Source organism: Ramlibacter sp. PS3R-8 (genome assembly GCF_037572435.1).
Taxonomy (GTDB): domain Bacteria; phylum Pseudomonadota; class Gammaproteobacteria; order Burkholderiales; family Burkholderiaceae_C; genus Ramlibacter.
The window spans coordinates 748347-763283 of the sequence record NZ_JBBHGT010000001.1 but is presented as its reverse complement, the minus strand read 5'-3'; the positions used below and the strand labels follow the sequence as shown (position 1 = coordinate 763283).

The following is a 14937-nucleotide window of genomic DNA, read 5'->3' as shown; positions in this document are numbered from 1 at the left end:
AAGGAGGCTGAAGCCCCCTCGGGGGGCAGCGACGACACGTAGTGCGGAGCGTGGGGGCTCATGTTTCTTCTTGCAGCAGGGACAGGCCGATCGCGCCGCGCCGGCGCAACCACGGGCTCGGGCGGTAGCGCGGGTCACCATACACCGTCTGCATGTTGAACAGCACTTCGAGCACGTTGGTCGGGCCCCAGCGGTCGCCCATGGCCAGCGGACCGAGCGGGTAGCCGAGCCCCAGCGTCACCGCGGTTTCCAGGTCTTTCGGCGTGCAGATGCGTTGCTGGCAGATGTCGGAAGCGATGTTCACGATCGTCGCCACCACGCGCTGCGTGACGAAGCCGCCGGAGTCGCGGATCACGCTGACCGCCTTGCCGTCCCGCGCGAACAGCGCATGCGCCGCATCTCGCATGTCGGTGCGCGTGGCGGGATTGGTGGCCAGCACGCGCCGCTTCGTCGCGGCATCCTCGATCAGCAGGTCGATGCCCACGGTGCGCGCCGGGTCCAGGCGTTCGACGACGGCGACCGTGGTCACGTCGAAGCCGAGCGGCGCCACCACCGCCAGCGCATGCATCGACGGCGACTGGCCCGTTTCCACCTTGGCGCCGAGCTCCTTGAGCAACTGGTACAGCTCCGCCCGCCGCGCCGCGCGCGTCGACACCCACACCGGCGGAATCTCGCCCACGCTGGGGACGGGCGGCTCGGCCGGCACCTGCGCCTTCCCCTCGACATAGCGATAGAAGCCTTCTCCCGTCTTGCGCCCCAGCACATTGCCCGCCAGGCGCTGCGCGGTGATCACGTTGGGGCGGTAGCGCGGCTCGTCGAAGTATTGGCGGTACACCGACTCCATCACGGGATGCGACACGTCCAGGCCGGTCAGGTCCATCAGCTCGAACGGACCGAGCTTGAAGCCGACCTGGTCGCGCAGGATCCGGTCGATGGTGGCGAAGTCCGCGATGCCTTCGCCCGCGATGCGCAGCGCCTCGGTGTTGTAGCCGCGTCCGGCATGGTTGACGATGAAGCCCGGCGTGTCCTGCGCCTGCACCGGGGTGTGCCCGATCTGGCGGGCGTACGCGGTCAGGCCTTCGCACACCGATGCGTCCGTTTTCAGGCCCGCGATCACCTCCACCACCTTCATCAGCGGCACCGGGTTGAAGAAGTGATAGCCGGCCACCCGCTGCGGGCGTTGCAGGCCGGCGGCGATGGCCGTGACGGACAGGGACGAGGTATTGGTGGCCAGCACCGCGTCGGGTCCGACGATGCCTTCGAGTTCCGCGAAGAGCGACCGCTTGACGTCCAGGCGTTCGACGACCGCCTCGACCACCAGCGCGCAGTCCGCCAGGTCCCGCAGGCTGGACGCCGGGTGCAGCCGTTGCTTGGCGGCGGCCACGGCAGCCGCGTCCATCCGGCCTTTTTCGAGCAGCCGGTCCCACTGCGTGCCGAGTTCCTGGATCGCCTTTTGCACGGCGGCGGGCTGGGTGTCATACAGGCGCACCACGCTGCCCGCCTGGGCGGCGATCTGCGCAATGCCGCGTCCCATGGCGCCGGCTCCCGCGACGCCGATCGTGTTGTATCGAGTCTGCATTCGCGGATTATCAGCGGCCCGGTTGCGTTTCTCCTCGTGGAATTGATGGTGGCGCGCGGCCGAGGTTGCCTAGAATGGGCCTCGATGTTGCACACAGTTACCTTCCGGGCAATGGCAATCGCCGCGTGCGGATGGCTGTTTGCTTTGGACGCTGGCGCCCTGACGATGGGTACCGTGCGCGGCAACGTGTTCATCGGCCGGCCGCTCGACCTGACGATCGCGGCCACGCTGGACGCTGCCGAGACCGATCCGTGCGCCGGCGCCGACCTGTTTTTCGGGCAGCAGCGGGTGGGGGCGCCGACGGTGCGCTGGGAGTCGCGGGACGGCAAGGAGGGCGTGCTGCGCGTGACGTCCGAACTGCTGGTCGACGAGCCCATGGTCACGGTGTTCCTGCGCGTGGGCTGCGGCCAGCCAAGCTCGCGCCGCTACGTGTTGCTGGCGGCCGTGCCGCCGGAGGAAGCGCCGGGCAGCGCGCGGCGCGCCGCCGCCGCACCGGTCAACGTCGTTCCCACCGCGCCTGCGGCATCGACGCCGGCGGCCCCTGCGTCGCCGCAGCCCCGCAGGACCGCGCCCGCTGCTGCTGCGAAGGCGCCGGCATCAGCGCGGTCGACAGCGGCGCCGGCCGTCGTGCCTCGCCCACCGGCGGTGGCGCGCCCCGCGGTGGAGCCCGCCCGTGAGCCGGCCAGGTCCGTCCTGAGGCTGGAGCCGGGGGATCTTGCCGCCGACACCTTTCCCGGACTGCGACTGAGCTCCGAGATCGGCACCCAGCCCACCTCCGACCCCGCAGCGCGGCAGGCCGCGGCCGCCATGTGGCAGGCACTGCAGAAGGGGCCGGAGGAAGCGATGCAGGAGGCGCTGCGCCTGCAGGCGCTGCAGCGCCAGCTGCAGTCCGTGCGCGACCTCCAGCGGCAGAACGCGGTGGACGTCGCCGACATGCGCGCGGAGATGGAGCGGGCGCAAAGCGAGCGCAGCACGGCGGCGCTGCTGGCCGCCGTGCTCGCCGCCTTGCTGGCCGCCGTGCTGGGTGCGCTGGCCTGGCGCTGGTACCGCATCCGGCGCGTCGAGCGCGTGGGCCGCTGGTTCGAGGCGAATGGCCAGACCGTCCCACTGTCGGCGACGCTGCCGTCGGCGGCTGCGGCAGCCCGCGCACCGGTCCCGGACAAGGTGCTGGCAACGGCCCCCGCCGCCGCGAGGGTCGAGGGCACGGCGCCGGTGGCCGCTCGTCCCGCCGCGCCCGCTCCCACGGTGGTGCCGTGGAGCCCATCGCAACTGGACTTCCAGGCCAGCCGCAGCGGGGGCATGCGCATGGTGGGCGTGGAAGAACTGATGGACGTCCACGACAAGGCGGACTTCTTCATGTCGATCGGCGACGTGGACGAGGCGGTCGCCGTGCTCGAAGGCCATGTGCATGACCAGGTCGAGACCAGCGCGCTGCCGTGGCTGGACTTGCTGGGCCTGTATCACTCGCTCGGCCGCCGGCCCGACTTCGACCGGCTGCGCGCCGAGTTCCGCGAACACTTCGCCGTGCAAGTGCCGGATTTCGAACACTTCGACCAGCCGACGCCGACGCTGGAGAACTACGGGCGCGCGCTCAGCCGCATCGTCGAACTGTGGCCGACGCGGCGGGTGCTGGATGTCATCGAGGAGTCGATCTTCCGCAGGCCGGGACTGCCCGGCGCGGAGGCTTTCAGCCTGGAGGCGTATCGCGAGCTGGCCCTGCTGTACCACATCGCCACCGACGTCTCGCCGGCCGAAGATATCTCCTTCGACGCGCCGCACCCGACGGCTTTTGGCGAGACGTCGATGCAGTCGCTGCAGTCGCTCGACGCGCCGGACCGCCCCGCGCCGAACGTCGACTTGCTGCTGGTGCCGCGGTCGGCCAACGTCGGTGTCGATGTCGACGTCACTGCAGTGGACGACGCGCCCGACACGCTGCCCCCGGTGGATGTCGACCTCGATGTGGAGGATGAAATGCCGGACCCTGGCCGCGGGCACGCGTAAGCCGCGGGGAACTACGGCCGACGACGGGCGTAGTGGGTGGCCAGCGCGCTGGCGCCCATCGAGGCCAGCAAGCCCACCAGGCCGGCCCAGTGCAGCCAGTCCATGGCGCCGCGCGCGAGGAGCCACCCGCCGCTGGCCGCGCCGATGGCCTGGCCGGCGTACATCGCCGATGAATTGAGCGCCACCGACGCCGCGGCGAGTGAGGGCGCGATGCCCACCAGCCGTGCCTGCTGCGCGGAATTGGAGGAGAAACAGCCGAGCGCCCAGGGCACGCACACCAGCGCCGCGAGCCACACGTTCGTTCCGAGCGGAAAGGCCGCCATGCTCGCCGCCATCAGGCCGATGCCGATCATCACCGAGCGCGGCGCCCCGATGCGGTCGATGTAGCTGGACATCACCATGTTCCCGAGCAGGCCGAAGGCGCCGAACCACATGAAGAACAGGCTCAACGCGCCAGGCGTGATGTCGAGCGTGGCCTTGAAGTACGGCGCGAAATAGGAGAACAGCACGAACTGGCCGGCCGCGTAGAGCACGGTCACTGACACGCAGATCATCAACGCGGGGGAACGGAAGGTCTCGCTCCACGCCGCTTTCGACAGCGCCGGCGGCTTGACGCCGTCCGGCATCGCCCGCCAGACCCACGCCGCGCTGGCCACGCTGAGCAGCGCCACCACCCCGAACGCGGCGCGCCAGCCCAGCGTGCCGCCGACGAATGCCGCCAGCGGCATGCCGAGCACCGAGGCCACCGACCAGCCGACGAAGATGAAGGTGATGGCTCGCCCGCGCATCTCCGCGGGCACCAGCAGGCCGACGCACGACGCCGCCTGCGGGGTGAAGATGGCGGGGGCCACCAGCGCCAGCACGCGCAGCGGCAGCAGCCACGCGAAATCGGGGGCGAAGGCGCAGGCGAGGTGCAGCAGCGCATACCAGACCATGGACAGCGCCAGCAGCCGTCGCCTGTCCCAGCCGGCGACGAAGGCGGCGCACAGGGGAGCGCCCACGCACATGAGCACCGCGCCGGCGGAAATCAGCTGCCCCGCGGTGGCGACGGAAACGTCGAGCGAGCCGCTGATTTCGTTGAGCGTGCCGGGCACCGCCATCACCCCGGTGCCGATGACGAAATTGCCGAACAGCAGCGGCCACAGCACCGCCGGCATGGCAGGCCGGGCACTGTCGGCGGCGGCTGCGGTCGTCACCCGGGGCTGCTCAACGGCGAACTTGCAGCGCGCCCGGATTCACGATGTTGCTCGGAGTGCCCTTGATGAAGTTCACGACGTTGTCGAACGCCGCGCCGAAATACAGCTCGTAGCTTTCCTGCTCCACATAGCCGATGTGCGGCGTGCAGATGCAGTTTTCCAGGCGCAGCAGGGCGTGGCCCTGCAGGATCGGCTCGCTTTCGAAGACGTCGATGGCTGCCATGCCGGGACGCCCCCGGTTCAGCGCGGCGATCAGCGCCTCCGGCTCGATCAGCTCGGCGCGCGAGGTGTTCACCAGCAACGAGGTGGGCTTCATGCGGTTCAGGTCTTCCAGCCGCACGGCGCCGAACGTTTCCTCGTTCAGGCGCAGGTGCACGGACAGCACGTCGCTGTCGGCGAACAGCGCCTCGCGGCTCGGCGCCGCCAGCACGCCGTCGGCCTCCGCCCTGGCGCGCGACTCGGGGCTGCCCCACACCTGCACGCGCATGCCGAAGGCCTTGCCGTAGCCGGCCACGAGCTGCCCGATCTTGCCGTAGCCCCAGATGCCCAGCGTCTTGCCGCGCAGCACCATGCCCACGCCGAAGTTGGGCGGCATCGATGCGGCCTTCATGCCCGATTGCTGCCAGGCGCCATGCTTCAGGCTGGCGATGTACTGCGGCAGGCGCCGCATCGCCGTCATGATCAGCGCCCAGGTCAGCTCCGCCGGGGCGACCGGCGAACCGACGCCTTCCGCCACGGCGATGCCGCGCTCGGTGCACGCCTCGATGTCGACGTGGGCGCCGACCCGGCCGGTCTGCGAGATGAGCTTGAGGCGCGGGAGTTTCTCAATGAGCTGCCGGGTGATCTGGCTGCGCTCGCGGATCAGGACGATGACGTCCGCGTCCCGCAGCCGCACGGAAAGCTGTCCGGTGCCCTTGACGGTGTTGGTGAAGACCTTGGCCGGGTAGGCCTCCAGCTTCGCGGCGCATTGCAGTTTGCGTACCGCATCCTGGTAGTCGTCGAGGATCACGATGTTCATTCCCTCGATTGTGCCTTGCCGCAATCCCGCCTGAAGGCAGGGCTGCGATGCCAGGGTTAGCATCCGGCCATTCCAACGAAGAAAGAGCTCCCATGCCCATGTCCATGTACGCCGCCAGCATTCCCGTGTTCCAGCACATGCTGCGCAACCTGAGCCACATCCTGGACAAGGCCGAGGCCAACGCGCTGGCCCGCAAGTTCGAGCCGTCCGTGCTGCTGACCGCCCGGCTCGCGCCCGACATGCTGCCCTTCACGCGCCAGGTGCTGATCGCCTGCGACGCCGCCAAGAACGGCATGGCGCGCATTTCCGGCGTCGAAGCGCCGAAGTTCGAGGACAACGAGGCCACCTTCGGCGAACTGCGCACGCGCATCCAGAAGACGCTGGACTACCTGGAGAAGGTGCCCGCCAGTGCGGTGGATGGCAAGGAGGAAACCGAGTTCACCTTCCCGGTGGGCAAGGCCAGCCGCACGATGAAGGGGCAGGCCTACCTCACCACCTGGGTGCTGGCGAACTTCTTCTTCCACGTGACCACCGCGTACGCGATCCTGCGGCACAACGGCGTGGACCTCGGCAAGGCCGACTACCTGGCGGGCGCGCAGCGCTGACGCACGCGGGGCGCCGAAGCCCGTCTCCCTGCCGCGCAGGCTCCTACTGGCCGCGCGCCTCCAGCGCGGCCAGCCGGTCCAGCTCCGCGCAGACGTCCGCCAGCCGGCCGGAGATCACCATGCGGCCCGCGGCGCTGCGGGCGGCGGTGGGCTCCATCACGCGCACCACGCGCAGCGGCTTGGGCGCGCGCGGCACCGCCATGGGCCGCCGCGTCACGCGCGCGGGCTGCTGCTGCGGCCGCACCGGCTCGCGCGGCGGCCGCGCCGGTGACGGAGCGGCGCCGCCGGCGAGCCAATCGACGAACGCCTGCAGCGAGGCGAACAGGTGGGCGAAGGGGTAGAGTGCGGTTGCCATGTGACAGCTCCTGGATTTCGGGGTGGGCACAGGCAGGATTGCTGGGGAATGCGGCGGCCGCAGGGTGATGGCGGTGCCCCGCCATACGCCTGCCACCTGCGGACGCCGCGGGGGTTACATGAGCATCGTGTTGCGGATCAGCCCGACGGCGATGCCCTCGACCTCGAAGGGCTCGCCGGGCTCCACCACGATGGTGGGGTAGTCGGGGTTTTCCGCGTGCAGCTCGATGAGGTGCTTGTTGCGGCGGAATCGCTTGACCGTGACGTCGTCGCCGAGGCGCGCCACGATGATCTGGCCGTTCTTGGCGTCGCGGGTGGATTGCACCGCGAGCAGGTCGCCGTCCATGATGCCGGCGTCGCGCATGGACATGCCGCGCACCTTCAGCAGGTAATCGGGCCGGCGCTGGAACAGGCCGCTTTCGACGTAGTAGGTCTGGTCGACGTGTTCCTGGGCCAGGATGGGCGAGCCGGCCGCCACGCGGCCCACCAGCGGCAGCGCCAGCTGCGCCATGCCTTGCAGCGTGAGCGAGAACTGCTTGTTGCGCTCCTTGTTGATGGCGTGCAGCGTTTCGCTCTGCAGGCGGATGCCGCGCGAGGTGCCGCTCACGAGCTCGATCACGCCCTTGCGGGCCAGGGCCTGGAGGTGCTCCTCCGCTGCGTTGGCGGACTTGAATCCCAGCTCCGCGGCAATCTCGGCGCGGGTAGGCGGTGCGCCGGTTCGCGCGATGGCGCTCTGGATCAGGTCCAGAATCTGTTGCTGGCGCGCGGTGAGCTTCGGCGTGTCCATCATGGCGGCTCCTGGCAAGGGCTTACTGTGTTGATATCCAGTATCTGTATTTTTAAACAGTTTGGACGGGAATGCAAGTGGCGCGTGAAGAAATCATCGTTCTCGGCACCGGCGGCACCATTGCCGGGCGTGCCGCATCGGCGGCGGACAACGTGGGCTACCGCGCCGGCGAGCTGGGGGTCGACGAGTTGCTGCGCGGGGTGCCGGTGCCCCCCGGCGTGCGCCTGCACGCGGAGGAGGTGGCGCAGATCGACAGCAAGGACATGGACTTCGCCGTGTGGGCGACGCTCGCCGGCCGTTGCGCGCACTGGCTGGCGCAGGAGGACGTAGCCGGCGTGGTGGTCACGCACGGGACGGACACGATGGAGGAGACGGCGTTCTTCCTGCATCGCGTGCTCGGGCCCGGCAAGCCGGTGGTGCTCACGGGCGCCATGCGGCCGGCCACGTCGGCCGCGCCGGACGGGCCCCAGAACCTGGCCGATGCGATTGCGGTGGCGGCCGATCCGCAGGTGCGTGGCGTGTGCGTGGTGTTCGCCGGTGCGGTGCACGGGGCATCCGACGTGCAGAAGGTGCACAGCTATCGCACCGACGCCTTTTCCTCCGGCGACGCCGGCCCGCTGGCGTACGTGGAGGAGGGGCGGCTGCGCGTGCTGCGTCCATGGCCGGGTCCGGCCACCAAGGGTGCCGCTCCCGCCTTGCTGCGTCCCGCGGCCTGGCCGCGCGTGGAGATCCTGGTGAACCATGCGGGGGCCGGGCGCGCGATCGTCGATGCGCTGGTGAAGGACGGCGTTGCCGGCCTGGTGGTGGCCGGGACCGGCAACGGCACCGTGAACCACGCGCTCGAAGCCGGTTTGCTCGAGGCACAGCAGCATGGGGTGGCGGTGCGGCGCGCCTCCCGTTGCGCGCAGGGCAGGGTGCTGCCCACGCCCAACGACCGACTGCCCGCCGCCGTGGGCCTGTCCCCGGTCAAGGCCCGCATTGCGCTCATGCTCGAATTGATGCCCTGATGTTTGCCGGGCTCCAAACGCACCCCTGGGCCTACCCGGTCCTCGAGATCATCCACATCTGCGGCATCGCGCTGCTGCTGGGCAACCTGGTGTTGCTGGAGCTGCGGGTGTTCGGCCGCGGCGCCGAGCTGCCGCTGGTGCCGCTGGCCCGGCTGTCGCTGGGCACCGCGGTCACGGGCTTTTGCTTCGCGGCGGGTTCGGGGCTGGCGATGTTCGCTTCGCAGGCGAGCGACCTGCTGGCCAACCGCGCGTTCACGCTGAAGATGCTGCTGCTCTTCACCGCCGGCTGCAACGCTGCCTGGTTCCACGGACGCGGCTCGCTGGCCCACCCCGACAACACCGCGCGCGCTCTGATGGCCTTGTCCACCCTCCTCTGGCTGGGGGTGGTCGCATGCGGGCGCTGGATAGCGTACAAATGAGCCCGAAGGAGATCGCCCGATGAAACGCCGTACCTGCCTCGTGGCCGCACTGGCCGCACCTTTCGCCGCCCGCGCCCATCACGGCTGGAGCAGCTTCAACACCGACCAGCCGGTGTTCATCGAGGGCCGCGTGGTTTCCGTGAAGTGGCAAAACCCGCACGCCGAATTGATCGTGGAGCTGCCCGCCGACTACAAGCTGCCCGCCGGCGTGGCGACGCGGGCGGTTCCCGCGCAGTCCGCCAGCATCGACGGCAAGACCTTGCTGGCCAAGGCGATCGCGCCGACGCGCAAGGAGCGCAAGTGGGAGGTGGAGCTGGCGCCACTCACGCGGCTGTCGGCCTGGAAGGTCGAGCCGATCGCGGTGGGCACCACGGTGGGGGTCCTCGGCTACACGCTGCAGGACCCGAAAGGCGAAGCGGTGGTGCGCGCGGAGTACCTGTACGTGGGCGGGCAGGTGTACGGCCTGCGTTCCAGCCCGGCGTGATCAGCCCGGCGTGATCACGCCAGCGCCTGCAGGGCGCGCGCGGTGATGTCCTCGACGCTGCCCAGGCCGTCGATCCTGCGGACCACCGGCGCGTTCTTCGGATCGGCCTTGGCCCAGTTGGCGTAGTACTCCACCAGCGGGCGCGTCTGGGCGGCGTACACCGCCAGGCGCTTTTGCACCGTTTCTTCCTTGTCGTCGTCCCGCTGGATCAGCGGCTCGCCGGTGACGTCGTCGACGCCCGCGGTCTTGGGCGGGTTGAACTTGACGTGGTAGGTGCGGCCCGACGCGGGGTGCGAGCGGCGGCCGCTCATGCGCTCGACGATCGCGTCGAACGGCACGTCGATCTCGAGCACGCAATCGAGCTTCACGCCGGCCTGCTTCATCGCTTCGGCCTGCGGGATCGTGCGCGGGAAACCGTCGAACAGGAATCCCCTGGCGCAATCCGGCTGCGCCAGGCGTTCCTTGACCAGGCCGATGATGATGTCGTCGCTGACCAGGGCCCCCGAATCCATCACCTTCTTCGCGGCGATCCCGAGCGGCGTGCCGGCCTTCACCGCGGCGCGGAGCATGTCGCCGGTGGAGATCTGCGGGATGCCGTATTTCTGGCAAAGAAAGGCTGCCTGCGTGCCTTTGCCGGCGCCGGGGGCGCCCAACAGGATCAGTCTCATGAAGTCCTCGAATGGGTTGGATTCGCGCGGCACTGCGGGCCGCGGCCGCAGGGTGGCCGGCCGTCGCGCCTGATGGCGCAGAGGATAGCATGCACCCCCTCGCGGCAACCCTGCGCGCGGGCCTTCAGCGCCCTGCCGCGAACAGCGCGCGCACCCGCTGGAGGTCCTGCGGCGTATCGACGCCGGGACCGGGCGCGACGGCACTCACGTGCACCGCGATCCGGTGTCCGTGCCACAGCGCGCGCAGCTGCTCGAGCGCTTCGCACGCCTCCACCGGCGCCTGCGGCATGCGGGGAAAATCGCGCAGGAACCCGGCGCGGTAACCGTAGATGCCGATGTGGCGCAGCGGGGCCGGCGCCGGCAGCGTGGTGATGCCCTGTGCGAAAGCGTCGCGCGACCAGGGGATGGGTGCGCGGCTGAAGTACAGCGCCATCCCGTCGGCCTGCAGCACCACCTTCACCACGTTCGGATTCAGGAACTCCGCCAGGTCGTCGATCGCATGGGCGGCGGTGCTCATGCTGGCCTGCGGACGATCGCGCAGCAGGCCGGCGACGGCGTCGATCAGGCCGGGGTCGATCAAGGGCTCGTCGCCCTGCACGTTGACGACGACGTCGTTGCCGGCCAGGCCGAGCTGGTCGCACGCTTCCGCCAGGCGATCGCTGCCCGACGGGTGCTCCGGTTTCGTCAGCACCACGCGCACGCCATGGGCGCTGCAGGCGTCGGCGATGCGCTTGCTGTCGGCCGCGACGACCACCTGGGCGGCCGACGATTGCTCCGCGCGCTGGGCGACGCGCACCACCATCGGCAGGCCGCCGATGTCGGCCAGCGGCTTGTCGGGCAGGCGGGTGGAGGACAGCCGCGCAGGGATCAGGACCGTGAAGCTCACGACACGAGCGGCGTGCGCGCCGGCATGCGCTCGAGTTCCTCGTCGCTGAGCGTGCGCGCCTCTTCCTCCAGCAGCACCGGGATGCCGTCGCGCACCGGGTACGCGAGCCGGGCGCTGCGCGACAACAGTTCCTGCCGCTCGCGGTCGAAGTCGAGCGGGCCCTTGGTCACGGGGCAGACGAGCAGCTCAAGCAGGCGGGGATCCATGCGCGGATGATAGCCGCGCATCGAGCAGGCGATCGAATGCGGCGATGAATGCCGCCGGCAAGGTCACCTGCAGCGGGACCGCCCAGGCGTCGGGGCGGCTGCGCCAGAGTTTCACTGCGTCCTTCTCGGTGCAGACCAGCGTGGCATCGGCCGGAAGCGGCAAGCCCGCGTCGAAGTCGTGATGGTCCGGCAGGGCGTGCGTTTGCGCGAGCGCCACGCCGGCTTCGCGCAGCATCGCGAAGAAGCTCTCCGGCTGCGCGATGCCTGCCACTGCGTGGATATCGCCGGCGCTGGCCAGTCCACCGAGGCTGCATCGCGAGCCATCCGCCCGCACCGCATGCGCCGCGAGCTTGCGTTGCAGCACATGCCCTGCGATGCCGGGCGGGCCGCCATGCGCCAGCACCAGGTCCACCGGGCGGGGCCAGGCCTCCCGCAGGGGGCCGGCCGGCAACAGCCAGCCGTTGCCGGTGCCGCGGGCGTCGAACACGCACACCTCGATGTCGCGCGCCAGGGCGTGGTGCTGCAGCCCGTCGTCGCTGACGATGACCTGCGTGGCGGGATACGCGCGCAACAGGGCCAGGGCGGCGTCGGCGCGGCGGCCGGCCACGAACACCGGCACGCCGCAGCTGCGCTTGACCAGCAGCGGCTCGTCGCCGGTGCGCTGCGCTGCGTCGCCAGCGTGGACCTCGATCGCGTCGGCGCCGCTGCGGCCGTAGCCACGCGACACCACGCCCGCCGCGACGCCGCGTTCGCGCAGGTGCGCAAGCAGCGCCATCACCACCGGCGTCTTGCCAGCGCCGCCGGCGACCACATTGCCGACCATAACCACGGGCACCGGCAGCCGTTGCGAGCGACGCAGGCCCGACCGATAAAGCATGCGATGCAGCAGGGCGACGGCCCCGTAGAGGCCGGACAGGGGAAGCAGCAGCCACGCCAGCAGCCCGCGGCGCAACCAGGCGCGCTGCAGCGCCTGCCGCATGGGGCTACCTGCTCCCGGCAGTCGCGGAGGACTGGGTGGCGAAAGTGATCTGCGTCAGGCCGATGCGGCGCGCCGCTTCCATCACCGTGATCACCGACTGGTGGGTCGCCGTGGCGTCGGCGCTGATGATGATCACCGAGTCCTTGCCGGCCTTGGCGGCTTCCGCCAGCGATTGCGCCAGGGCCTCGATGCTGCGGCCGGTGACCGGCTGCCGGTTGATCATGTAGCGGCCGTCCGCGGAGACGGCGACCACCACTTCGCGCGGGTAGTCCCGCTGCGCGTCCACGTCCGCCACGGGCAGCTTCAGCTGCATCTCGGTGAACTTGCTGTACGTGGTGGTGAGCATCAGGAAGATCAGCACCACCAGCAGCACGTCGATGAAGGGGATCAGGTTGATCTCCGGCTCTTCCTTGGCGCGCGGGCGGAAGTTCATTTCAGCGGCCGCGCAGGTGGTTCAGGTGCCGGGCGAAGCGCTCCGAAGACAGCTCCAGTGTCAGCAGGTAGTCGTCCACGCGGGCGCGGAAGTAGCGCCAGAAGATCAGCGCGGGGATCGCGACGATCAACCCGAACGCCGTGTTGTAGAGGGCCACCGAGATGCCGTGGGCCAGTTGCGCCGGATTGCCGCCGGAGGTCCCGCCGGTGGGCGATTGCGACCCGAAGATCTCGATCATGCCGATCACGGTGCCCAGCAGCCCGAGCAGCGGCGCGGCCGATGCGATGGTCGCGAGCGCCGTCAGGTAGCGTTCCAGCCGGTGCGCGACGGCGCGGCCGGTGCTTTCCATGGTTGCCCGCAGGTCCGCCTCGGTGCAGCGCGGGTCGGAGTTCAGGGCCCGGAAGCCGCTGGCCAGCACCTCGCCCAGGGCAGAGTTCTGCTCGAGCTGCTTGACCACGTCGGGCGAAGGCACCGAGTTGCGCGAGACGGCCAGCGCTTCGTCCAGCAATCGCGGAGGGGCGATCTTCGCGGTTTTCAGGCTCAGGAAGCGCTCGAAGATGAGGGCGAGGGCGAGGATGGAGCAGGCAACGAGTGGCCAGATGGGCCAGCCTGCGGCTTGTATGATCGAAAGCAAAAAGGGTACTCCCGCCGGGTCGACTGCTGCTGTGGGCGCGTTTTGTCGCTGCGCTGCGGCGGATTATCGCGGAGTTGCGGACTGTAGGACGCAACGCCGTGGCCGTAGGACGACACTCACAAAAGTTGTGGATAACTTTGTTGAGAAGCACCCCCCCACGCCGCCGCGACCCGCGCCAATACTGGAACGTGACAGAACGATGACCAAATGAGCAGGAATTTTCCTTTCAGAATCAAGGACTTGCTCGGAAAAATCAGCGCCGGCGCGGCATTGGCGCGTGTTCCAACTGGTACACGCCTACTGTGGATGGATTTCCATGGGGTTTACCCGCAGAGGCTCGACTTTTGATGACGGACGGAGGGCCACCACAGGGCATCGCCCGCCGCGTATGGGCCGTCGGTGCGCTGTGCCGCGCCGTTGCCGACGCGCTCGAGTCGCGCTTCAACCCCGTCGCGGTGCGCGGTGAAGTCACGGGCTTTTCCCGTGCCGCCAGCGGCCATTGCTACTTTTCGCTGAAGGATGCGCAGGGGCAGGTGCGCTGCGCGATGTTCAGGCGCTCGGCCAGCCTGCTCGACTTCTCGCCACGCGACGGCGAGCTGGTGGAGGTGACCGGCCGCCTGGGCGTCTACGAACAGCGCGGCGACCTGCAGCTGGTGGTGGAGAGCATGCGCCGGGCCGGGCAGGGCGCCTTGTTCGAGCAATTCCTGCGCTTGAAGGCGACGCTGGAGGCGCAAGGCCTGTTCGATGGCGCCCGCAAGCGCGCGCTGCCGCTGCTGCCGCGGGCCATCGGCATCGTCACTTCGCTGGGTGCGGCAGCGCTGCACGACGTGGTGACCTGCCTGCGCCGGCGGGCGCCGCACGTGTCCGTGGTGCTGGCGCCCGCCGCGGTCCAGGGCGCCCACGCGCCGGCGGAACTGGTCGCCGGCCTGCAGTCGCTGTACTGCCTGGCCGAGCAGGGCCAGCTCGACGTGATCCTGCTGGTGCGCGGAGGCGGCTCGATCGAGGATCTCTGGGCCTTCAACGACGAGCAACTCGCCCGCACCATCGTGCTCAGCCCGGTGCCCCTGGTCAGCGGCGTCGGGCACGAGACCGACTTCACCATCGCGGACTTCTGCGCGGACCTGCGCGCCCCCACGCCGACTGCCGCCGCGGAGCTGGCCGCGCAGCCGCTGGAAACCTGGCTGGCGGGGTTGCGCACGATGCACGAGCGCCTGCAGGAGGCCGCCTTCCGCCGCGTTGACCGCGCCAGCCAGCGGCTCGACCAGGCCGCGGCCCACCTCGGCCGGCCCTCCGCGCGAACCGCCCAGCAGCACCTGCGCATCGAGCGCCAGGCGCAGCGCCTGCGCCACGCCGTGGCCGTGCGCCTGCAGCGGGCCCGCGACGCGGTGGCGGCGTCCGATGCGCACGTGCGCACCCGCGTGGCCGAGCGAATCGCGCATGCGCACCGGCGCTGCGAGCGCTTCGAGCTGCGCCTGCAACTGCTCGATCCCCGCCTGGTTCTGCAGCGCGGCTACGCACTGCTGACCGACGCTGCGAGCGGGCAGGCGATCACCAGCGCGCGCGACGCGCCTGCCGGCCGGCACGTGCGCGCCGCCCTTGCCGACGGCGAGGTTGATCTGCGCGTGCTGCCCTCCGCCCCGAATGGTGCCTAGAATCGGGCCGTCCGAACCATAACCCCCCG

At 70.1% G+C, this 14937-nt stretch carries 17 protein-coding genes; 6 read left to right on the top strand and 11 right to left on the bottom strand.

Features of this window, described 5'->3' with window-relative positions; genetic code table 11:
- Positions 1–58: 58 nt before the first annotated feature.
- Positions 59–1579, bottom strand: coding sequence for a 3-hydroxyacyl-CoA dehydrogenase (locus tag WG902_RS03585; RefSeq protein WP_340058545.1), 1521 nt, complete (start codon positions 1577–1579; stop codon positions 59–61).
- Positions 1580–1744: 165 nt separating this feature from the next.
- Between WG902_RS03585 and WG902_RS03580 the strand changes: the two genes are divergently transcribed.
- On the top strand, positions 1745–3580 hold the full coding sequence (locus WG902_RS03580; protein WP_340058543.1) for a hypothetical protein: 1836 nt from the start codon (positions 1745–1747) through the stop codon (positions 3578–3580).
- An 11-nt stretch (positions 3581–3591) separates the two neighbouring features.
- Here WG902_RS03580 and WG902_RS03575 read toward each other — a convergent pair whose 3' ends face one another.
- Positions 3592–4776, bottom strand: coding sequence for an MFS transporter (locus tag WG902_RS03575; RefSeq protein WP_340058542.1), 1185 nt, complete (start codon positions 4774–4776; stop codon positions 3592–3594).
- Positions 4777–4786: 10 nt separating this feature from the next.
- Complete coding sequence (locus WG902_RS03570) at positions 4787–5794, bottom strand: D-2-hydroxyacid dehydrogenase family protein (RefSeq protein ID WP_340058541.1); 1008 nt, start codon at positions 5792–5794, stop codon at positions 4787–4789.
- A gap of 92 nt (positions 5795–5886) precedes the next feature.
- On the opposite strand from WG902_RS03570, the gene WG902_RS03565 reads away from it, so the two are divergent.
- A complete protein-coding gene (locus tag WG902_RS03565; RefSeq protein WP_340058540.1) occupies positions 5887–6399 on the top strand; it encodes a DUF1993 domain-containing protein in 513 nt (170 codons plus the stop codon).
- Between the two features lie 43 nt (positions 6400–6442).
- Here the strand turns inward: WG902_RS03565 and WG902_RS03560 are convergent, their stop codons facing one another.
- Together WG902_RS03560 and lexA are read right to left on the bottom strand one after the other, a co-directional pair.
- On the bottom strand, positions 6443–6754 hold the full coding sequence (locus WG902_RS03560; protein WP_340058539.1) for a hypothetical protein: 312 nt from the start codon (positions 6752–6754) through the stop codon (positions 6443–6445).
- 114 nt (positions 6755–6868) lie between these two features.
- A complete protein-coding gene (gene lexA, locus WG902_RS03555) occupies positions 6869–7543 on the bottom strand; it encodes a transcriptional repressor LexA (RefSeq protein ID WP_340058538.1) in 675 nt (224 codons plus the stop codon).
- A gap of 68 nt (positions 7544–7611) precedes the next feature.
- Between lexA and WG902_RS03550 the strand changes: the two genes are divergently transcribed.
- Genes WG902_RS03550 through WG902_RS03540 form a run of 3 tightly spaced genes read left to right on the top strand, consistent with a single transcriptional unit; the run spans position 7612 to position 9450 of the window.
- Positions 7612–8547 (top strand): asparaginase, encoded by a 936-nt coding sequence (locus WG902_RS03550; RefSeq protein ID WP_340058537.1) that lies wholly within the window; start codon positions 7612–7614, stop codon positions 8545–8547.
- Complete coding sequence (locus WG902_RS03545) at positions 8547–8966, top strand: hypothetical protein (protein ID WP_340058536.1); 420 nt, start codon at positions 8547–8549, stop codon at positions 8964–8966. The genes WG902_RS03550 and WG902_RS03545 overlap by 1 nt, the downstream gene beginning before the upstream one ends.
- A gap of 19 nt (positions 8967–8985) precedes the next feature.
- Positions 8986–9450 (top strand): DUF6152 family protein, encoded by a 465-nt coding sequence (locus WG902_RS03540; protein WP_340058535.1) that lies wholly within the window; start codon positions 8986–8988, stop codon positions 9448–9450.
- A gap of 14 nt (positions 9451–9464) precedes the next feature.
- Here WG902_RS03540 and adk read toward each other — a convergent pair whose 3' ends face one another.
- From adk to WG902_RS03510, 6 genes are all read right to left on the bottom strand, one after another.
- A complete protein-coding gene (gene adk, locus WG902_RS03535; protein WP_340058534.1) occupies positions 9465–10118 on the bottom strand; it encodes an adenylate kinase in 654 nt (217 codons plus the stop codon).
- Between the two features lie 124 nt (positions 10119–10242).
- Positions 10243–11004: a 3-deoxy-manno-octulosonate cytidylyltransferase gene (gene kdsB / locus WG902_RS03530; protein ID WP_340058533.1), complete on the bottom strand. Its 762-nt coding sequence runs from the start codon at positions 11002–11004 to the stop codon at positions 10243–10245.
- A complete protein-coding gene (locus WG902_RS03525; RefSeq protein WP_340058532.1) occupies positions 11001–11210 on the bottom strand; it encodes a Trm112 family protein in 210 nt (69 codons plus the stop codon). Before WG902_RS03525 ends, kdsB begins: the two co-directional genes overlap by 4 nt.
- Positions 11191–12189, bottom strand: a complete 999-nt coding sequence (gene lpxK / locus WG902_RS03520; protein ID WP_340058531.1) for a tetraacyldisaccharide 4'-kinase — start codon at positions 12187–12189, stop codon at positions 11191–11193. The genes WG902_RS03525 and lpxK overlap by 20 nt, the downstream gene beginning before the upstream one ends.
- 4 nt (positions 12190–12193) lie before the next feature.
- Complete coding sequence (locus WG902_RS03515) at positions 12194–12622, bottom strand: ExbD/TolR family protein (RefSeq protein WP_340058530.1); 429 nt, start codon at positions 12620–12622, stop codon at positions 12194–12196.
- A gap of 1 nt (position 12623) precedes the next feature.
- Positions 12624–13256, bottom strand: coding sequence for a MotA/TolQ/ExbB proton channel family protein (locus WG902_RS03510; protein ID WP_340058529.1), 633 nt, complete (start codon positions 13254–13256; stop codon positions 12624–12626).
- A gap of 347 nt (positions 13257–13603) precedes the next feature.
- Here WG902_RS03510 and xseA point away from each other — a divergent pair, with 347 nt between their 5' ends.
- Positions 13604–14908, top strand: a complete 1305-nt coding sequence (gene xseA, locus WG902_RS03505) for an exodeoxyribonuclease VII large subunit (protein ID WP_340058528.1) — start codon at positions 13604–13606, stop codon at positions 14906–14908.
- The last annotated feature ends 29 nt before the right edge of the window (positions 14909–14937 follow it).